Annotated in this window: 17 protein-coding genes and 5 tRNA genes; 15 read left to right on the plus strand and 7 right to left on the minus strand. The window is 65.9% G+C overall.

The features are described 5' to 3' along the window. Positions 1–8 precede the first annotated feature (8 nt). The 4 genes from NX780_RS24130 to metG form a co-directional block, all read right to left on the minus strand. Positions 9–893 (minus strand): segregation and condensation protein A, encoded by an 885-nt coding sequence (locus NX780_RS24130; protein WP_258830437.1) that lies wholly within the window; start codon positions 891–893, stop codon positions 9–11. Between the two features lie 19 nt (positions 894–912). After that, complete coding sequence (locus NX780_RS24135) at positions 913–1,122, minus strand: DUF3460 family protein (protein WP_258830438.1); 210 nt, start codon at positions 1,120–1,122, stop codon at positions 913–915. A gap of 70 nt (positions 1,123–1,192) precedes the next feature. After that, positions 1,193–2,509, minus strand: coding sequence for an enoyl ACP reductase FabMG family protein (locus NX780_RS24140; RefSeq protein WP_258830439.1), 1,317 nt, complete (start codon positions 2,507–2,509; stop codon positions 1,193–1,195). 194 nt (positions 2,510–2,703) lie between these two features. Next, the gene (gene metG, locus NX780_RS24145) at positions 2,704–4,836 is read right to left on the minus strand and encodes a methionine--tRNA ligase (RefSeq protein WP_258830440.1); all 2,133 of its coding nucleotides are present in this window, start codon (positions 4,834–4,836) and stop codon (positions 2,704–2,706) included. 136 nt (positions 4,837–4,972) lie between these two features. Between metG and apbC the strand changes: the two genes are divergently transcribed. The 13 genes from apbC to NX780_RS24210 all read left to right on the plus strand — a co-directional run bounded on the left by apbC (position 4,973) and on the right by NX780_RS24210 (position 14,341). Next, positions 4,973–6,061: an iron-sulfur cluster carrier protein ApbC gene (gene apbC / locus NX780_RS24150; protein WP_258830441.1), complete on the plus strand. Its 1,089-nt coding sequence runs from the start codon at positions 4,973–4,975 to the stop codon at positions 6,059–6,061. An 18-nt stretch (positions 6,062–6,079) separates the two neighbouring features. Continuing rightward, positions 6,080–7,099: an RNA methyltransferase gene (locus NX780_RS24155; protein WP_258830442.1), complete on the plus strand. Its 1,020-nt coding sequence runs from the start codon at positions 6,080–6,082 to the stop codon at positions 7,097–7,099. A gap of 10 nt (positions 7,100–7,109) precedes the next feature. After that, positions 7,110–7,511, plus strand: a complete 402-nt coding sequence (locus NX780_RS24160) for an SMI1/KNR4 family protein (RefSeq protein ID WP_258830443.1) — start codon at positions 7,110–7,112, stop codon at positions 7,509–7,511. Positions 7,512–7,515: 4 nt separating this feature from the next. Then, positions 7,516–8,025, plus strand: coding sequence for a T6SS immunity protein Tdi1 domain-containing protein (locus tag NX780_RS24165; RefSeq protein WP_258830444.1), 510 nt, complete (start codon positions 7,516–7,518; stop codon positions 8,023–8,025). A 98-nt stretch (positions 8,026–8,123) separates the two neighbouring features. Continuing rightward, entirely contained in the window at positions 8,124–9,116 is a 993-nt protein-coding gene (locus NX780_RS24170) for a GGDEF domain-containing protein (RefSeq protein ID WP_258830445.1), read from the plus strand. Continuing rightward, a complete protein-coding gene (locus tag NX780_RS24175; protein WP_258830446.1) occupies positions 9,031–10,728 on the plus strand; it encodes a putative bifunctional diguanylate cyclase/phosphodiesterase in 1,698 nt (565 codons plus the stop codon). Before NX780_RS24170 ends, NX780_RS24175 begins: the two co-directional genes overlap by 86 nt. A 27-nt stretch (positions 10,729–10,755) precedes the next feature. Next, positions 10,756–12,111, plus strand: coding sequence for an aminotransferase class I/II-fold pyridoxal phosphate-dependent enzyme (locus NX780_RS24180; protein ID WP_258830447.1), 1,356 nt, complete (start codon positions 10,756–10,758; stop codon positions 12,109–12,111). A 94-nt stretch (positions 12,112–12,205) separates the two neighbouring features. After that, positions 12,206–13,597, plus strand: coding sequence for a glutamate--tRNA ligase (gltX, locus tag NX780_RS24185; protein WP_258830448.1), 1,392 nt, complete (start codon positions 12,206–12,208; stop codon positions 13,595–13,597). Between the two features lie 125 nt (positions 13,598–13,722). Then, positions 13,723–13,798, plus strand: a tRNA-Ala gene (locus NX780_RS24190). A gap of 45 nt (positions 13,799–13,843) precedes the next feature. After that, positions 13,844–13,919, plus strand: a tRNA-Glu gene (locus NX780_RS24195). A gap of 95 nt (positions 13,920–14,014) precedes the next feature. Further along, a tRNA-Ala gene (locus tag NX780_RS24200) sits at positions 14,015–14,090 on the plus strand. A 32-nt stretch (positions 14,091–14,122) separates the two neighbouring features. Then, a tRNA-Glu gene (locus NX780_RS24205) sits at positions 14,123–14,198 on the plus strand. A gap of 67 nt (positions 14,199–14,265) precedes the next feature. Then, positions 14,266–14,341 (plus strand) — tRNA-Glu (locus tag NX780_RS24210). 353 nt (positions 14,342–14,694) lie between these two features. Here NX780_RS24210 and NX780_RS24215 read toward each other — a convergent pair. The 3 genes from NX780_RS24215 to NX780_RS24225 form a co-directional block, all read right to left on the minus strand. Continuing rightward, complete coding sequence (locus NX780_RS24215) at positions 14,695–16,602, minus strand: S8 family peptidase (RefSeq protein ID WP_258830449.1); 1,908 nt, start codon at positions 16,600–16,602, stop codon at positions 14,695–14,697. Between the two features lie 29 nt (positions 16,603–16,631). Beyond that, complete coding sequence (locus NX780_RS24220; protein ID WP_258830450.1) at positions 16,632–16,901, minus strand: hypothetical protein; 270 nt, start codon at positions 16,899–16,901, stop codon at positions 16,632–16,634. 64 nt (positions 16,902–16,965) lie between these two features. Beyond that, a complete protein-coding gene (locus tag NX780_RS24225; RefSeq protein WP_258830451.1) occupies positions 16,966–17,784 on the minus strand; it encodes a hypothetical protein in 819 nt (272 codons plus the stop codon). A 403-nt stretch (positions 17,785–18,187) separates the two neighbouring features. Between NX780_RS24225 and earP the strand changes: the two genes are divergently transcribed. Continuing rightward, positions 18,188–19,372 carry an elongation factor P maturation arginine rhamnosyltransferase EarP gene (gene earP, locus NX780_RS24230; protein WP_258830452.1) on the plus strand — a complete coding sequence of 395 codons (1,185 nt, stop codon included), beginning with the start codon at positions 18,188–18,190 and terminating at the stop codon, positions 19,370–19,372. Between the two features lie 110 nt (positions 19,373–19,482). Then, entirely contained in the window at positions 19,483–20,058 is a 576-nt protein-coding gene (locus NX780_RS24235) for an elongation factor P (RefSeq protein WP_258830453.1), read from the plus strand. The last annotated feature ends 48 nt before the right edge of the window (positions 20,059–20,106 follow it).

Below are 20,106 nucleotides of genomic sequence, written 5' to 3' on the forward strand. Positions count from 1 at the left end.
CCGGCTTCTCAAGCCGGGGAATAGGCCAGGCGCACGTAGATCGGCGCGAAAGGTTCGGCCTGCGTGATCTCGATCAGTGTTTCCTTTGCCAGTTCGAGCATGGCGACAAAGTGTACAACCACAATCGGAACCGTGTGCTGGCCCGCAAACAATTCGGAAAACTCGACGAAGCGCTGCGACTGCAGGGTGCGCAGGATGGCGGACATGTGCTCGCGCACCGACAGCTCCTGGCGCGAGATGCGGTGGTGCTGGGTCAGTTTGGCCCGCCGCATCACGTCCAGCCAGGCGCGCTGCAGGTCCCAGGGATCGACGTCGGGGAAGACGGGCGCCAGGCCCTGTTCCACGAACAATTGCGGGCGAACGAAGTCGCGTCCTTCCTGGGGCAGGGCGCCGATCTCCAGCGCCGCCACCTTGATCTGTTCGTACTCCAGCAGGCGGCGCACCAGCTCGGCGCGCGGGTCGCCGACGTCCTCGACCAGGTCGTCCTGCCTTTTGGGGAGCAGCATGCGTGACTTGATCTCGATCAGCATCGCCGCCATGAGCAGGTACTCTGCGGCCAGCTCCAGGTTGCGCTGGCGGATCTGCTCGACGTATTCCAGGTATTGCAGGGTCACCTGCGCCATCGGGATGTCGAGGATGTTGAAGTTCTGCTTGCGGATCAGGTAGAGGAGGAGGTCGAGCGGACCTTCGAAGGCGTCGAGGAAGACCTCGAGCGCATCCGGCGGGATGTACAGGTCGTTCGGCAGGCGCGTCAGCGGCTCGCCGTACAGGCGTGCGATCGCCCCCTCGGCTGCCTCGGCAGCCGCATTCAGGGCGGCATCATCGAGTGGGGGAGACGCCCCGTCCTGCTGGGGACCGGCCGGCACCTCGGGTGCGGCCTGCTCTGGCAGCATGGGGCGCGTCCCTGGGAAATCAGACCTTGGTCTGGTACGGATAAGCCTGCTGGCGCAGGCGCGACTGCTTGATGCGCTCCTGCTCGTCCAGCGACAGCGGCGCCTTGTCCCACAGCAGGGAGCGGCCTTCGACCTGGCGCTCTTCCATGCCCGGCGTCTTGGCCTTCAGTTCCTTGATGAACTTGGTGTGCTCGGATTCGTACAGCGAGTGTTGTTTCTTGAAGATCATGAAAATTCTAAGTAAGAAAGAGTTGGGAAGCCCCGGCAGATTCTTCTGCAGCGGGGCGGCTGCGTCAAGCTTACTTGTGCAGTTCGTTCAGCTGGCGCGCGATGATGTCGTGGCTGAGCCACAGCACCGGCGAAATCTTTTCCGATGCGCCATGGAACATCAGGGGGCCGGCGCCTTCCAGCACCAGGCTCGACAGGTGGTCGGTGATCAGGGCCTTGCGGTCCTTGTGCATGGCGGTCATCTCTTCCGAGGTGCCGATCATGACGTCGGCCAGTTCCGGCGTGTTGTCCATCGGCCAGGCTTCGAAGTTGCGGAACTGGGCGCTGGTGGCGTCGTTATTGTACTGTTCGATCTTGTCGAGCAGCGATTGCAGGGACACGCCTTCGCCCAGCAGGTCCTGGCAGATCTGCCATTGCTGATCGGCCCAGGCGCCGCCGCCTTCCTTCTTCAGTGCGGTAAGCAGGGGGAAGAGCGACAGCTCGACGCCAACAAAAATGTCGGAGGAATTGGTGCGGATTTCCGGGCAGTTGAAGACGGTCGCGTAGATGCCTTGCTTCCAGGCCGCTTCGGCGATCGACTCCAGGCGCATCTTGGCGTAGCCCTGGGTGTAGTTGGTGTAGGTCTGCCAGACGTACTTACCGCCGATCAGGATCTCGGTGCCATGGTAGCCGTAGGCGGTGTAGCGTACTTCGCCGCCGGCCTTGGTCACGCGCTCGCGGATCGGGGCGGACGCATCGATCAGGTACTTCAGCGTATTGGCGGTGACTTCGTCGAAGTTCATCAGGATCAGCTTGCCCAGGTCGCTGTCGAGCAGGGCGCGCGAGGATTCGAAGCGGTCGCCGCGGCCCTTGTAGATGCGGTTGGCGATGGCCAGGAAGGCCTTGATCTTCGGGATGCCGCCGGCCATGGTGTGGGCAAAGAAGACGTTGGCGCCTTCCGGGATCAGCTTGTCGATCTCAGCCATCGCCTGGGCGGCGCTGGTGGTGAAGCGGCGCACGCCGGCTTCGCGGCAGCGCTCGATCTTTTCCCAGTCCAGCTTGTCGTCCTGCCAGGTCTTGAGCTTCACGTCAGCCAGCAGCTCGGTCGGGTTCTGCTCGCCTTCCGGGGCGTCCATGTCGAAACCGGCCATCAGCGGCACATTGATGATCTTGCCGCCCAGCTTCTCTTCTGCTTCCGCGTGTTCCTCGGCGGTGAGGGCGCGCAGGGCGCCGGTTTCGTCGCGGCGGCCGACGGTGATGCCGACGATGGTCATGCCGGCAGCACGCGCCTCGTCGATCAGGCCATTCACATAGCCACGGCCGAACAGTTCGCCGAACAGGACGAAGACGTCGCCCTTGCGGAACACATTGGCTTGGGGAATATGGCGGAGAGGGGTGAATTCGGTCATCTTATTATCTACCTATCTTTTATAAGTCTGAAGGAAGGCCTGCCGGCAAGGGCCGTAGGGGCACGAGTTTCAGAAAAAACATGCCATTATAACGCCGCAAAAGGGCGTGGGATTGATTTTGGCGGAGGCTGGCGGGAGGCTGCGAGGATGGGGCAGGGCAGGTTCCCGCCTGGGCGGGAACCTGGGTTCTTCAATCAGCGGATGCGCATGCCCGGCTGCGCGCCCGGCATCGGATCGAGCAGGTAGAGGCCTGGATTCGCCTTCTCGTCGGCCGCGGAGGCGCACAGCACCATGCCTTCCGAGACGCCGAACTTCATCTTGCGCGGCGCCAGGTTGGCGACCATCACGGTCAGCTTGCCGACCAGGTCTTCCGGCTTGTAGGCCGACTTGATGCCCGAGAACACATTGCGGTAGCGGCCTTCGCCCACGTCCAGGGTCAGGCGCAGCAGCTTGCCGGCGCCTTCCACGTGTTCGCAGTTGACGATCTTCGCCACGCGCAGGTCGATCTTCGTGAAATCGTCGATCGAGATTTCCGGGGCCAGTTCTTCGATATCGCCGGCGGCGGGCGCATCGACGGCCGGGACAGCGGTTTCGGCGACGGGCGCGGCGACGGCGGGCGCGGCCGGCTTGTCGAACAGGTTCTCGACCATCTTCGCATCCACGCGCTGGATCAGGTGGCTGTAGGCGCCGATGCTGCGGCCCAGCATCGATTCGTAGACGGCGGCGCCGTGGGTATCGCTCCAGCTGAATGCGCTGTCGCCCAGGAATTCGCTGACGCGCGCGCCGATGTGCGGCAGCACGGGCGAGAGCATGATGGTCAGCTGGCGGAACAGGATCAGGGCGGTGGTGCAGACGTCGTGCAGCTCGGCCACTTTGCTCTCGTCCTTGGCCAGCAGCCAGGGCTTGTACTCGTCGACGTACTGGTTGACGACGTCGGCGATCTCCATGATCTCGCGCAGGGCGCGGCCGTACTCGCGCGCTTCGAAAGCGGCTGCGATGCTGGCCTGGCGCTCGGCGCCGTCGACCATCAGGGCCTTGCAGATCCATTCCTTGGCGGTTGGCGACAGGCTGTCGGCCAGCTTGCCGTCGAATTTCTTGGCGATGAAGCCGGCGCAGCGGCTGGCGATGTTGACGTATTTACCGATCAGGTCGCTGTTCACGCGGGCGACGAAGTCTTCGCCGTTGAAGTCCAGGTCCTCGACCTTGGCATTCAGTTTGAAGGCCAGGTAGTAGCGCAGCCACTCCGGGTTCATGCCCAGTTCCAGGTAGCGCAGCGGCGAGATGCCGGTGCCGCGCGACTTCGACATCTTTTCGTTGTTGACGGTCAGGTGGCCATGCACGGCCACTTTCAGCTTGTCGATGATCGGGTGGCCGCTGAAATTCAGCATCGCCGGCCAGAACAGCAGGTGGAAGGACACGATGTCCTTGCCGATGAAGTGGACCTGCTCGGCGCCCGGATCCTTCAGGAAGGCCTCGAAATCGATGCCCTTTTTGCTGAAATAGTTCTTCAGCGAGGCCAGGTAGCCGACCGGCGCATCCAGCCACACATAGAAGAACTTGCCCGGCGCGTCAGGGATCGGGATGCCGAAATAGGGTGCGTCACGGGAGATGTCCCAGTCGGCCAGCTTTTCGCCGGATTCGCCCAGCCATTCCGACACCTTGTTGACCATCTCCGGCTGCAGGCGGCCAGGGGTGTTCAGCCATTCCTTCAGGAAGGTGAAGCAGCGCGGGTCGGACAGCTTGAAGAAGTACTGTTCCGACGGTTTCAGGATCGGGGTCGAGCCGGTGAAGACCGAGAAGGGGTTGATCAGCTCGGTGGGCTGGTAGGCGGCGCCGCAAACTTCGCAGTTGTCGCCGTACTGGTCCTTGGCGTGGCAGACCGGGCACTCGCCCTTGATGTTGCGGTCGGCCAGGAACATGCCCTTGACCGGGTCATAGAAGCGGTCGACCGTCTTGGTGACGATCAGGCCGGCGTCGCGCAGCTTGCGGTAAATACCCTGCGACAGTTCGACGTTTTCCGGCGAATCGGTCGAATACCAGTTGTCGAAGGCGATATGGAAGCCGTTCAGGTATTGCGGGCGGCCGGCGGCGATCTTGGCCACGAATTCCTGGGGCGTGATGCCTTCCTTCTCGGCCGCGATCATGATCGGCGTGCCATGAGTGTCGTCGGCGCAGACGAAGTGAACCTGGCGCTGTTGCCCGTTGTCCTTCTGCATTCGCTGGAAGCGGACCCAGATGTCGGCCTGGATGTACTCCATCATGTGGCCGATATGGAAGGCAGCGTTGGCGTAGGGCAGGGCGGTGGTGACGAACAGCTTGCGGGTCATGGTCGAAGCGCTAGTGGTATATGAAAAGAAGCATTTTAACAGCGGAAGGCCCACCATGCGCAGGGGGTATGGCAGTACGCCCACGGCGACGATGCATTTTGCGCTACACTTCGCCCCAATCACATTGGAGAAACACATGAGCATCACCGAGAACGATATCAAGACGGCATTGTCGGCGGTCATCGATCCTAACACCGGGAAGGATTTCGTCTCTTCCAAGTCCATCAAGAACATCAAGTTCGACGGCGACCATGTCAGCCTCGACGTCGAGCTGGGCTATCCGGCCGCCAGCCAGGTCGGCACGATCCGCGAGCAGGTCCTGGCCGGCGTGAAGGCGCTGCCAGGCGTGGGCAACGTGACCGTCAAGGTCTATAGCAAGATCCTCTCGCATGCGGTCCAGCGCGGCCTGAAGGTGATGCCGAACGTGAAGAACATCATCGCCGTCGCCTCGGGCAAGGGCGGGGTGGGCAAATCGACCACGGCCGTCAACCTGGCCCTCGCCCTGGCCGCAGAGGGCGCCAGCGTCGGCATCCTGGACGCCGACATCTATGGCCCCTCGCAGCCCATGATGCTGGGGATTAATGCGCGTCCCGAGAGCCGCGACGGCAAGACCATGGAGCCGCTGGAGAACCACGGCGTGCAGGTCTCGTCGATCGGCTTCATGATCGACCCGGACGAGCCCATGGTCTGGCGCGGCCCGATGGTGACCGGCGCGCTGCAGCAGCTGCTCGAGCAGACCAACTGGCGCGACCTCGATTACCTGATCGTCGACATGCCCCCGGGGACCGGCGACATCCAGCTGACCCTGTCGCAGAAAGTGCCGGTCACCGGCGCCGTGATCGTCACCACGCCGCAGGACATCGCCCTGCTGGACGCGCGCAAGGGCCTCAAGATGTTCGAGAAGGTCGGCATCCCGATCATCGGCGTGGTCGAGAACATGAGCACCCACATCTGCTCCAACTGCGGCCACCACGAGTCGATCTTCGGCGAAGGCGGCGGCGAGAAGATGTGCCGCGACTTCGGCGTCGACTTCCTCGGCAAGCTCCCTCTCACCCTGTCGATCCGCGAGCAGACCGATTCCGGCCGCCCCACCGTCGTGGCCGATCCGGAAGGCCCGGTCGCCACCATCTATAAAGAGATCGCGCGCAAGGTGGCGGTCAAGGTGGCGGAAAAGGCGAAGGACATGAGCAGCAAGTTCCCGAGCATCGTCGTCAAGAACGACTGAAAAGGTGGGGGAAAGAGCGTGCAGCTGAGCGGCATCCGCGCACGCCTGGCGGCGCTGGGCGCACTGCCGCTGCACCAGGAGCGCGTGCTGCGCGACTGGGTGCAGGGCGCGGCGCACGAGCGCGGGCGCCGTCCGGCGTCCGACTTTCTTCCCAAGCCGGTGCGCGAGGCGCTGCCACTGCTTGACGCGGAGCTGGCGGGGATGACCCGCCTCGTGTCCGCGCATCCTGCCGAGGACGGATCGGAGCGCCTGCTGGTGGCATTGAACGACGGCCAGATGGTCGAATCGGTGCTGCTGCCGCGCGACGGGGTCTGCGTTTCCAGCCAGGTCGGCTGCGCGGTGGGCTGCCGCTTCTGCATGACCGGGCGCGAAGGACTGCTGCGCCAGGTGACGAGCGGCGAGATCGTGGCGCAAGTGGTGCTGGCGCGTTCGCGCCGCTCCGTGAAGAAGGTCGTCTTCATGGGCATGGGCGAACCGGCCCATAACCTCGACAATGTGCTGGAAGCGATCGAGCTCCTGGGCATCGAGGCGAATATCGCGCACAAGAACCTGGTGTTTTCCACCGTGGGCGACCTGCGCGCCTTCGAGCGCCTGGGGCAGGGGCGGGTCAAACCCGCGCTGGCCCTGTCGCTGCATACCACGCGGCTTGAGCTGCGCAGCGAGCTGCTGCCGCGCGCGCCGCGCTTGACGCCCGAGGAACTGGTCGACCATGGCGAACGCTATGCGCGCCTGTGCGGCTATCCGATCCAGTACCAGTGGACCCTGCTGGAGGGCGTCAACGATACGCCGGAAGAACTGGACGGCATCGTTGCCCTCCTGCGCGGCAAGTACGCCATCCTGAACATGATCCCCTATAACAGCGTGCCCGACCTGCCTTATAGAAGGCCGAGCTGGGAGCGGGCGCGGGCGATCGCGGCCGGCCTGCACGCGCACGGGATCCTCACCAAGCTGCGCGACTCGGCCGGCCAGGACGTCGACGGCGGCTGCGGCCAGCTGCGCGCGCGGGCAGGGCGCACCATCGCACTGCGGCGCGCCTGAGGAGGAAGGAATGGCATTCGATCTTTCCGAAGAGTGGGTCATCGAAACCGAGGCGCAGCTCGGCGCGCGGCTGCCGGCCGGCTACCGCGCCGCCATGATGCGCCGTAACGGCGGCGGCATCGTGCTGGACGGCGAGGATTGGGCGCTGTACCCGATCCGCGACGCCAGCGACCGCAAGCGCATCGCGCGCACCTGCAACGATATCCTGCGCGAAACCGCGGCTTGCCGGGCGTGGGGTGGCTTTCCGCCATCGGACTTGGCGATCGCGGGTGATGGCAGTGGCGACAAACTGGTCTTTCTGCGCAACGGCGACGCCTACGGACCCGCCCCGGCCATATGGCGGCACGAAACGGGCGGCCTCATCGCCCAGGCGCCGGACATCGGCGATCTGTCATCTGCCTTGGGAGCGTGAGAGCATGCCAGCCGATATCCTGTACGTCGCCATCGAGAATCCTGGAGAGCGTAGCGACTTGTTGGAAGACTGGACCTGGCTCGTCGGCGCGGATCTTCAGCCCGTCAAGTTCACCGCCTGCGGCGACGTGTTCCTGCGCGACAGGCGTGACGGCGCCATCCATTTCCTGGACGTGAACGGCGCACACCTGTCGCGCGTCGCCGAAACGGTGCAAGGCCTCGAGGACAAGCTCGCCGACCCCGCGTTTGCCGGCGACTACCTTGCCCCATCGATGGTCGACACGCTGCGCAAGCACGGCAAGTTGCTCAAAGCGCAGCAGGTGTACAGCTACCGGGTCCCGCTCGCTCTGGGCGGCGAGGTGGCGGTGGCGAACGTCGACGTAAGCGATCTCGCGGTGCATCTATCCATCACCGGCCAGATCGCCCGCCAGCTGAAGGACGTACCGGACGGTGCGCCGATCGGCAAGCTCGATGTCCGGATCCCATCGCGTAAGCCCTGGTGGAAGTTCTGGTAACAGCCTTGGCTATTTCAAGACTTTCTGCTCGAAAATAAAAACTCTCGGAATTCCCCTGCATACACTAGGAGTTTGGAGCGTATGCAAGCGGGATTCCGATGAGCGAGATCAGTCTCACAGGCAGTCCACAGCGCTGGCGCGGCCGCTACCTGGACGCCGCCGACCTGTTCGTCCCTGGCCGGCTGCGCCAGGACGCGGCCCTGCGCGCACGCGCCGAGAACGTCGTCAACGCGGCCCTCATGGCGGCGACCGCCGGACCCTTTTATGCGCTGGTCTACTGGCTGCTGGACTTGCGCGTCGCGGCTGTCGAGATACTGGCCTGCTGCCTGGTCATGCTGCTGGCGCCGCCCGTGCTGCGCCTCTCCGGCAGCATCGTGGCCGCGCGCGAGCTGTTCCTGTGCGCGCTGTTCTTCAATTTCACCTGGCTGACCTGGCACCTGGGCGGCAGCGCGGCGCCGACCGCCAGCTGGCTGGTGACGGCGCCCGTGGTGGCGATGTTCCTGGGCGGTGTCGCGAGCGGCGTGTTCTGGCTGGTGGTGAGCTGCCTCGCGGCGGGCGCGATCTGGCTTGCGCCGACCCTCGGCCTGGCGCTGCCGCCGGCGCCGCGGGTGGACATGCCGCTCCTGCACCTGGTCTGCGACCTCGGGCTCTACGTGGTGGTGCTGGTCTTCGTGCTGCTGTTCGAGCTGACCAAGACCGAAGGCTTCGTGAAGCTGAAGCAGGCGCTGTCGACCATCAACGAGCTGGCCATCCGCGACGAACTCACGGGCAGCCATAACCGCCGCTTCCTGCTTGGCCTGGTCGACCGGGAAAAGGAGCGCAGCGACCGCAACGGCCACCCGTTTTGCCTGTGCCTGTTCGACCTCGACTTCTTCAAGCGCATCAACGACAGCTTTGGCCACGCGGCGGGCGACGCCGTGCTGCGCGCCTTTGCCCAGGCGGTGCAGGGGCAGATCCGCGCGACCGACGCCTTCGGGCGCTATGGGGGGCGAGGAGTTCCTCCTGATGCTGCCCGAAACACCGGCGCCCGACGCGGTGGTGCTGGCCGAGCGGGTGCGGCGCGTGGTCGCCGCGCTGCGCTGCGTGCATGAGGGCCGCGAGATCACGATGTCGGTGTCGGTCGGCGTGGCCGAGTACCGACTGGGCGAGGCGGCCGCCCAGGCGATCGCGCGCGCGGACGAGGCCCTGTACGGGGCCAAGTCGCTGGGCCGCAACCGGGTGCAGTGCCACGCTGCCGACCAGCGCCAGCCGGTGGTGGCGCCGGCCGGCGGCGCCGGGCGTGCCGCTGATGACGCGATCCGCGCCAGCAGCGCGCGCTTGCCACGCGGCGCCCAGTGCGACCAGCTCACCGGCCTGCTCAATCGCAGCCTGCTGCGCGACCGCCTGCGCCATGCGATGGACCGCGCCAAGCGCAACCGCCGCATGGTGGCGCTGCTGCTCCTGAACATCAACCGCTTCAAGGAGATCAACGACGAACTCGGCATCGAGGCCGGAGACGCGCTCCTGAGCCAGGTCGGCGCCACCATCCGTTCCACCTTGCGCGACGCCGACACCGTGGCGCGCTGGGGTGGCGACGAGTTCATCGCGCTGCTGGAAGACCTGGGTTTCGAGTCGGATGCGCACCGGGTCGCGGAGAAGATCCTCGACCGTTTCGGCCTGCCCGTGCCGGTCGCGGGCCGCGAATGCTTCGTGACGCTGGCGGTGGGCGTGGCCCTGTACCCGGCCGCCGACTGCGACCTCGACGCGCTGCTCAAGCGCGCCGACATCGCCATGCGCGAGGCCAAGCGCTGGGGCGAGAACAGCGTGCAGCTGTATTCCTGCGACACCGCGCAGCCGCAGAGCGAACGCCTGGCGCTGAAGAACGGCCTGCGCGAGGCGCTCGCCAAGGGCCAGTTCTTCCTCGAATACCAGCCGCAGATCGCGCTGATTCCGCAGATCGATCCCCGGATGCCGGAAGCGCGCCGCGTCATCGGCGTGGAAGCGCTGCTGCGCTGGCAGCACCCGGTCTACGGACGGATCGATCCGGGGCGCTTCATCGCGCTGGCCGAGGAGACCGGCATGATCGTCCCGATCGGGGACTGGGCGCTGCGCACCGCCTGCCTGCAGAACCGCGCCTGGCGCGAGGCCGGCCTGCCCGCGATCAAGCTGGCCGTGAACCTGTCGGCGCGCCAGCTCAAGGAGCCGGGCCTGGCGGCGCGCGTGCTCGCCATCCTCGAGGAAACCGGCATGCCGGCGCATTGCCTGGACCTCGAGATCACCGAGGGCATGCTGATCGAAGACCTGGCGGCCAACTGCACCCTGATGAACGGCTTGCGCGAGAGCGGGGTGCTGGTGTCGATCGACGATTTCGGCACCGGCTACTCGAGCCTGAACTACCTGTCCGAGCTGCCGGTCGACATCCTCAAGATGGATGGCCTGTTCGTGCGCCGCCTCGGCGCGCAGGAACGGGGACGTCCCTTTGCGATCGCCGAATCCATCGTCGACATGGCGCATCGACTCGGCCTGCAGGTGATCGCCGAGGCGGTCGAGTTGCCAGAGCAGCTGGCCGACCTGGCGGCGATGGGCTGCGACGCCGCCCAGGGCTACCTGTTCGCACGCCCGCTGCCGCCGGACGAGGTGGCGGCCGTGCTGGCACGCCAGGACGAGGCCGGGCCGGCGGGTGCGCGGCCAGCGCCACCCTTGCTCGCGCCCTTGCTGAAGTAAGCAGTCGCACCCATACCGGAGAATCCCATGCAGAACGAAGCCATCCCTTTCGATCCCTCCCAGGACCTGCCGGCGCTCGCCGCCTCCGGCGCCCTGGGCGGCAACGTCGCCCTGTTCCGCCAGCCGCGCGGCCCCGACCTGATGCGCCGCGCCCAGCCGCTGGACGAGTGGTGCGCGCTGCGCGCGCGCCACGGGGTCTGGCCCTACAACCGCCGCCTGGAAGGCGCGCCGACGCCGCTCAGCAGCGTCGAGGGCGATGGGCTCGCGGCGGCGCGCGGCATCAACTTCGCCTCGCAGGACTACTTGTCCCTGGCCTCCCACCCCGATGTCCTGGCGGCGGCGATGGCGGCGCTGGCCGAATGCGGGCCGCACAGCGCGGGTTCGGCGGTCCTGCTGGGGAACAGTCGCTATTCCAGCGCGCTGGAAGGCGTCATCGGCGAGCTGCTGCGCTGCCGCCACGTGGTGCTGTTCCCGACCGGCTGGGGCGCGGCCTTCGGGGCCGTCACCGCGCTGGTGCATGGGGCCGACCACGTGCTGATCGACCAGCTGGCCCATGCCTCGCTGCGCCAGGGGGCGATGGCGGCCACCCGCAACCTCACGCCTTTCCGCCACCTCGACTGCGACCATGTGCGCGAACTGCTGGCCGGCATCCGCGCCGTCGACAGCCAGGGCGCCATCCTGGTCGTCACCGAAGGCCTGTTCAGCATGGATGCGGACAGCCCCGACCTGCCGCTCCTCCAATATCTGTGCCACGAGTACGGCGCCACCCTGCTGGTGGACGTCGCCCACGACCTGGGCGCGATGGGGCCGGGCGGCGGCGGCGTGATCGCGGCCCAGGGCATGCTCGGCAAGATCGACGTGGTGATGGGCGCGTTTTCCAAGACCTTCGCCTCGAACGGCGGCTTCGTCGCCTGCGACTCGGCAAGTGTACGCCGGCAGCTGCAGCTGTTCGCCGGGCCGCACATGTTTTCCAATGCCTTGTCGCCGGTGCAGGCGGCCACCATCCTGGCCTGCCTGCGCATCGTCGCCAGCCCGGAGGGCGAGACCTTGCGCGCCGCGTTGATGCGCAACGCCGTCGAGCTGCGCGCCCTGCTGAAAGAGGAGGGCATGCGCTGCATCGGCGAACCCTCGCCGATCGTGCCGCTCTGGACAGGGACCGAAGCCACCTGCCGCATCGCCGGCATGCTGCTGGCCCGCGAGCAGGTCTTCGTGAACCCGATAGAGTTCCCGGGCGTGCCGCTGGGCGCGGCGCGCCTGCGCCTGCAGCTGATGGCCCAGCACACCCCGGCCCAGATCCGGCGTGCGGCGCCCCTGCTGGCGCAAGCGGTGCGCAAGGCCGATACGGCGCCACGGCCGGCGCCGGCGGCATCAAGGCAGGGCTGAGCCGGGAGAGCGGACGGGCAGGGCGGTCCTGCGGTGTGGTGCCGGTCGGGCGACGGGGTAAAATAACTCCTTTACCTATTTCGCATCTCTCACCATGACCGTCCGCACCCGATTCGCACCCAGCCCGACCGGCTACCTCCACCTCGGCGGCGCCCGCACCGCGCTGTACTCCTGGGCCTATGCCCGTCACTTCGGCGGCACCTTCATCCTGCGCATCGAAGACACCGACCTGGAGCGCTCGACCCCGGAAGCCGTGCAGGCCATCCTGGACGGCATGCAGTGGCTCGGCCTGTCGCATGACGAAGGCCCCTTCTACCAGATGCAGCGCATGGACCGCTACCGCGAGGTGGTGGCGGCGATGCTGGAAGCCGGCACCGCCTACCTGTGCTACTGCTCGCCGGAGGAAGTCGAAGCCATGCGCGAGCGCATGCGGGCAAACGGCGAGAAGCCGCGCTACGACGGCACCTGGCGCCCGGAGCCGGGCAAGCTACTTCCGCCCGTGCCGGAAGGCGTGAAGCCGGTGGTGCGCTTCAAGAATCCGCTGGACGGCGAAGTCACCTGGATCGATGTGGTCAAGGGCCCGATCACCATCGCCAACAAGGAGCTCGACGACCTGATCATCGCGCGCCCGGACGGCACCCCGACCTATAACTTCTGCGTGTCGGTGGATGACTGGGACATGAAGATCACCCACGTGCTGCGCGGCGACGACCACGTGAACAACACGCCGCGCCAGATCAACATCCTGCGCGCTCTCGGCGCCGAGCTGCCGCAGTACGGCCACCTGCCGATGATCCTGGGCGCCGACGGCCAGAAGCTGTCCAAGCGCCACGGCGCGGTCAGCGTGATGCAATACCCGGAGCAGGGCTACCTGCCTGAAGCGATGCTGAACTACCTGGCGCGCCTGGGCTGGAGCCACGGCGACGACGAGATCTTCTCGATGGAGCAGTTCACCGAGTGGTTCAATCTCGAACACCTGACCGCCTCGGCGGCCCAGTTCAACCCGGAGAAGCTCGCCTGGCTGAACAACCATTACATCAAGCAGGCGGACAACGAGCGCCTGGCCGGCCTGGCCCGCCCGGTGCTCGAGCGTGAAGGCGCCCAGTTCGAAGGTGCGCCGGAGCTTGCCACCGTGATCGCCCTGGTGAAGGACCGCACCAATACCATCAACGAGCTGGCCGATACCGCCATGCTGTTCTACCGCGAGCCGAAGCCGGATGCGGCCCTGCTGGCCCAGCACCTGACCGACGCGGTGCGCCCGGCGCTGGCCGCCTTTGCCGAGCGCTGCAAGGATGTGGAATGGAACAAGGCCGCGATCGCCGCCATGTTCAAGGAAGTGCTGGCGGCCCACGGCCTCAAGATGCCGCAGATCGCCATGCCGCTGCGCCTGATCGTGACCGGCCAGCTGCAGACGCCGGCCATCGATGCGGTGCTCGAGTTGTTCGGGCGCGACGTCGTCCTGGCGCGTGTGGCAAAGTATTTGTAATGGCCTGTTTGCGGAGCGCGCATTTTCTGAAAACAGGTATTTGCGAAATGCAAGGCGCTCCGCTATAATGCTCGCACTTCAGCAGCACACGGTAGCAAAGCAGCAGTAGCTACAGTGTGAAAAGAGGGGGTATAGCTCAGCTGGGAGAGCGCTTGCATGGCATGCAAGAGGTCAGCGGTTCGATCCCGCTTACCTCCACCAACACTCTGAAGTGCAGTAAGTAGTAAGCAGTACGGTAGTTCCAAGGTCCCCATCGTCTAGAGGCCTAGGACATCACCCTTTCACGGTGAGTACCGGGGTTCGAATCCCCGTGGGGACGCCAGGAATCCGGAGCGATTCGATTCTGGCAAAGCGCGCACCCAGCAGCGCGCGAGTAGTGGAAGTAAATGCAGTATGTTAGAATGTTGTTTTCCCGTAGGGGGTATAGCTCAGCTGGGAGAGCGCTTGCATGGCATGCAAGAGGTCAGCGGTTCGATCCCGCTTACCTCCACCACGTAGGAAAAAACAACAGTTCTGACCGTCCGGGTCCCCATCGTCTAGAGGCCTAGGACATCACCCTTTCACGGTGAGTACCGGGGTTCGAATCCCCGTGGGGACGCCAAGAATTTGGTAAGAAGCTGATGCCGCGGTGCGGCGCAGCAGTAGTAAGCAGCAAGTACAGTTCATAGGTCCCCATCGTCTAGAGGCCTAGGACATCACCCTTTCACGGTGAGTACCGGGGTTCGAATCCCCGTGGGGACGCCAGCATAAAACCGGAGTAGACCAACGCGCGTGCGCGGAGAGGTGCTCCGGTTTTTCATTTTGCGCGCCCGATTGCGCGCGCAAGCTGCCTTCTTCTCCCTATCCCGGATACCGTTGCGGCCATCCTGTTTTCCGGTCCCGGTGTTCCCTGTTCGCGCTCCTCCTTTTTCCTCCGTTTCATGCGTTTCGCGTTTTTCCCGGACGTCCGGCGCAGGTATTGCCTATGCCGGCGCCGTTCGCAAGACGCATCGCGAGCGCGAGCCGGCCCGGAAGGCCGCGGGTGAGCAGCACAGCAACGCTGCACCTCGCATCCACCTCGCAGGTGGCACCCACCAGCCCGCACTCACCACGACCACTCACCAGCCCGCAGGCCGCAGCCCTCCCACGCCCAGGCCGAAGGGAAAACCCTGCATGCCAGCCGCCTGCTGGGGCGCGAAGCCGGCCGGATAGCGTACGCCGCCATCGGGCATGCCGGCGAGCATTCCGGCCATCATTCCGGGCGCCATGCCGAATGCGGCCGCCGGCATCTGCCATTGCCCGGCCCCCTGGCCCGCCGCCATCGACAGGCCGAGCGCGACCAGCGCGTCCGGCATGCCGTAGCCGACCCGGGCCGGATCGCCCAGCGTGACCGGCCGTGCGCTCATCCGCAAGACCTGGAACAGGCGCTCGACCCGTTCCGCCGAGCGTGCGCGCAGCGCGCCCTGGAATTCCGGACGATGCGCCAGAACGAGGGCGGCCAGGCCGGTCACGTGCGGCGCCGCCATCGAGGTGCCGTCCCAGGCGGCGAAGTTATTCGGCGGCACCGACGACACCACCGCCACCCCGGGCGCGCACACGTCCACTTGCGGCCCGACGCAGCTGAAGCGGGCGGTGAAGAAGCCTTGCTGGTCGATGTCCTGGCCGATGGTCTCGGCGTGGTAGCTGTCGGGCGGGAACTCGTCGACCTTGCCGACCGCCGCCACGGCCAGCACGTGCGGCGAGGCCGCCGGATACTGGACCGCTCCGCCGGAATTGCCCGCCGCCGCAATGCAGGCGACACCCGCCTGCTTGGCGCGCTGGATCTGGCGCTCCAGCGCTTCGGATGGCGCGCTGCCGCCCAGGCTCAGGTTGACGATGTCGATCTGCTGCTCGATGCAGTACTCGAGGGCGTCGATCAGCTGGCTGATCTGCCCGCCCGGGAACAGCTTGCACACGTGGATCTCGGCTTCCGGCGCGAAGCCGCGGATGCCCCAGCTCGGGTCAGCGCCCGCGATCACGCCAGCGCAATGCGAGCCGTGGCCGAGCGTATCGCTATTCCAGGTAGTGCGGTCGATCTGCTTGTTGATGACGTCGAAGCCCGCACGGATGCGGTTGAGGTTGCCATGGGTGGTCGCGACGCCGGAATCGATGACGGCGACCTTCACGCCCAGTCCGCGCAGGGGAGGCGGCACCTGGTCGAGGCGCATCGCGCGCGCGCCCCAGCCGAGCGCGTTCTGGCGCGGCAGGTTCTGCAGGGCCGGCCAGTCCGCCAGCGCACGCAGCATGACGATGTTGGATTCGCTGGTGCTGAGGTCCGGGTCGCGCTGGTAGAAGCTCCAGTAATCGCCGCGCGGCTTGACGTACAGGCCGCTGATCGTGTGCACGTCTTCGCCGTAGAGGCGCAGGCGCGCGGTGCCGTCGGGACCGGTCACCGCCGTGCTCGGCAACAGGCCGCCGAACAGCGAGACCTCGGCCTCCGGCAAGGGCGCGCCGTCCTTGCCCACCACGGCGACCACGACTTCCACGCTCGGTCCGCTGTAGGGCGTGAGAGAGCTTACGAGGTCGGGCCGGCGCAGCATCGGGTCGAGCAGTTGCAGGTGCTGGTCGCGTTCGACGATCAGGCGGCCCTGGCCACGCTGGTGCAGTTCGCCCGCCTTCTGGTCGGTCATGCGCGCGACGATGACGCCATCCGCCTGGCCGCCGAGGCTGGAGGCGCCGAAGCCGCCCTGTCCCCCGACGGTGTCGACGATGTCGATGTCGCCGATCCCCTGCAGCACCTGCTGCACGGAGGACAGTGAGAGCGGCGCCATCAGCGCCGACGGGGACAGGAATCCGGCGGCGGCAGGCAGGCTGCGCGGCGCCACCAGGTATTTTTTCTTGCGCTCGGCAACGGCGCGGCCGCGCGGGGCTTCGCGCGCGGCCTCACGGGTGCGAGCGGTGGATGAATCCTCGGCGCTCGGGCGGCCGTCGGGGCCGTCAGGCGGCTGTCCCGGCTGCTCGCCTGCGCCCGGTGGGGTTTTTGGCATGTCGTCTCCTTGCTTGATCGCCGGAGGCGCTAGTCGAACAGCGACAGCGGCTGATCCGGTTCGATCGTTAATTGGTTGAGGTTGCGTCGCCGGAGCTGCTCGGCGATATCGGGATCGGTTTCGACCACGACGGTATGCGGTGGTCCGCCGTCCGGTCCGACCGTGTCGACCAGGCGGACGGCGGGATTGGCGGCGAGCCCGTCGATGAAGGCACTCAGCGCGCTGCCGTCGGCGACAGCCTGGACGATGTAGCGGCTGATGGTGCGACCCTCCTTGGGGTCGCTGGTGGAACTCGGCATAGGCGTGACCTTTCGCTTGAAAACCGCCTCCCGGCGGGGGAGGCGGCATGATGGCAAGGCGGGATCAGTGCAGGGTCTGCTGAGCCCCGAGCTGCGCCTGCTGCTGGGCATAGGCCGTCCACGGATCGGCCGAGAAAGGCAGCATGCCGCCGATCTGGCCGGCGATGCCGCCGATGGTGGTGCCCAGGTTCCTGTTGCCCAGCTGGCCGCCGATGAAGCCGCCGACCGGCTGCGCGACCCGCTTGATCGCATTGCCCAGCCAGCCTTGCGGGACCATCTGGCCTCCCTGCTGTTCGGCGGCCAGCTGCTGTTGCAGCACCGCCTGCTGTTGCTGGATCTGCTGCAGCGCCTGTACCAGTTGCTGCTGTTGTGCCTGCAGTTGCTGCAGTTGCTGGACGATCGGGTGCTGCTGTACCGCGGCTCCCTGCGGGCCGGCGCCGAAGGGCAGCAGGCCGCCCAGGCCCGAGAGTACGCCACCGGTGATATTGCCCAGCGTGGAATTGCCAGTGATGTCGCCGAGCACGTTGCCGGCGCCTTTGCCGTACTGGCTGAACAGGTCGCCGACAAAGCCCTGCGGCGCCAGCTGGCCCTGTTGCTGCTGCAGCTGCTGCTGTAATTGCTGTTGTTGCTGGATCTGCTGGAGTTGCTGGAGTTGTTGCAGTTGCTGCAGTTGCTGGGCCTGGCCCGTGGGATCGGCGCCGAAGGGCAGCAGGCCGCCGCCGATGCCGGCGGCGACTTCGCCGATGCGGCCGCCCAGGTTCGGATTGCCGAAGATGGTGCCGATGCCGCGGCCGATCATGCCGCCCAGCGAGCTGCCGATCATGCCGCCGAACAGGCTCTGGGGAGCGATCTGGGGTTGGCCGTATTGCTGGTATTCGTACATATTCAACTCCTTTGTGATGTGTTGCGTCCGCGCGCAACGGTTCGGCACCGGGTGCAGGGCACAAGATGCCGGCGCCCTTACGCGCCCGTGATATGGCTGATACGCGCGGCAGCGACCATGGCATCCACATACCGGGTAAGGTCGGTAAGCGAACGGAGGGCAGGGGCCGGGTTTGCTCGGCCGGGCTCCCAGCAGGTAGGCGTTGGACTGGGGTCGCACCGCGAAGTTTGGGGCAGGGTGGGGCGCATTTCCCCTGACGCGCGATTGCTTGCGATGGCGCAGACAAGCTGCTGCCAAGGCTTGCAAACGAGCGATTTCGGGTGGCTCTTTCAACGCTCTCTTCCCGAGCGCGTGCGCATGAAATCGCTTAGAATGACGCCCTTCCTTCCGCAGCCCTTCCCGCATGAACCTGCCTGCCACCTCGCGCGCTTCCACCACCCTGGCCCTCTTCTGCAAGGTCGTCGACAACTATGGCGATATCGGCATCTGCTGGCGCCTGGCGCGCCAGCTGTGGCGCGAGCACGGCGTGCACGTGACGCTCTGGGTCGACGACCTGAAGAGCTTCCGCCGCATCTGCCCGCAAGTGGACGTGGCCGCCGCCGAGCAGGACGTCGAGGGCGTGCGCGTGCGCCACTGGGTGGACCAGGAGGGCAGCTTCGCAGCGGAAGAGGTGGCCGACATCGTCATCGAATTCTTTGCCGTCGACATCCCGCCGGGCTACGTTGCGGCGATGGCCGTGCGCCAGCCGCGTCCGGTCTGGTTCAACCTCGAGGGCTTGACGGCGGAAGAGTGGGTCGAAGGCTGCCACCGCCTGCCCTCGATGCACCCGCGCCTGAAGCTGACCAAGCACTTCTTCTTCCCGGGCTTCACGGACAAGACCGGCGGCCTGCTGCACGAGGCCGGCCTCGATGAAGCGCGCCTGGCCTTCCAGGCGGACCGCGCGGGCATGGCCCGCTTCCTCGCGCCCTTCGGCGTCAGCGAAGAGGAGATGGACAGCCTGAAGGTCTCGCTGTTCTGCTACCCGCATGCCCCGGTGGGCGCGCAACTGGCGGCATGGGCCGATGGCGGCCGGCCTGTTACCTGCCTGGTGCCTGAAGGCGTGGCGCGCGAGGCGGTCCAGGACTTCATCGGCGCCCCGGCCGTGGCCGGCGCCGGCGCCACGCGAGGCGCCTTGACGGTGCGCGTGCTGCCCTTCGTGCCGCAGCCGGACTACGACCGCCTGCTGTGGGCATGCGACCTGAACTTCGTGCGCGGCGAGGATTCCTTCGTGCGCGCGCAATGGGCTGGCCGGCCTTTTGTCTGGCACATCTATCCGCAGGACGAGAACCTGCACCATAAAAAGCTGCGCGCCTTCCTCGGCCGCTACGCCGCCGGGCTGGACGAACTGAGCACCTTTTCGCTGGGCTGGAACGGCGCCTGCGAGATCGCATCCTGGCCGCAGGCGTGGCAAGACCTGCAAGCTTCGCTGCCGCGCATTGCCAATCGTGCAGAAGAATGGCGCGGCGAGGTGCTCGCGCATGGCGAATTGACGACGAAGCTGCTCGAATTCGCCCGCGAGCTAGGGTCTGCGCATGAAAATCCGGTATAATGCGCGGTTAGTCTGTAAGGAATCAACCACGATCAGATGTAGGCTGCAAAGGCTTCTTCGCTCACTGGCCACCGCTGATTTAATGCAACTACCTTTTTACGAAAACACCTATGAAATTCGCTAAAGAAATCCGTGTTGGCAACATCATTATGGTCGAAGACAAGCCGTTCATCGTGCTGCGTTCCGACGTGAACGGTTCGAGCCGCACGGGCTTCACCTACAAGTGGAAGATGAAGAATCTTCTGACCAATGCTCCGCTGGAAAACGTGTTCCGCGGCGACGACAAGTTCGACGTCGTCGTCCTGGACAAGAAGCCGGTGACCTACTCGTACTTCGCCGACCCGCTGTACGTCTTCATGGACGAAGAGTACAACCAGTACGAAATCGAAGAAGAGAACATGGGCGACGCCATCAACTACCTGAAAGACGGTATGGAATGCGAAGCCGTGTTCTACGACGGCAAGGCGATCTCGGTCGAACTGCCGACCACCATCGCACGCCAGGTCGTGTACTCGGAGCCGGCCGTCAAGGGCAACACCTCGGGCAACGTCCTGAAGGAAGCCAAGATCGAGAACGCCATCGAAGCCAAGCAGCACATCGTGATGGTGCCGCTGTTCGTCAGCACCGATGACACCATCGAGATCGACACCCGCACCAACGAATACAAGCGCGTCGTCCGCAACTAAGCAGACCCCGCTTGATGAAGAAAGCGCTGCCTCGGCAGCGCTTTTTTT

The organism is Massilia agri (genome assembly GCF_024753255.1).
In the GTDB taxonomy this organism is placed as follows: Bacteria; Pseudomonadota; Gammaproteobacteria; order Burkholderiales; family Burkholderiaceae_D; genus Telluria; species Telluria agri.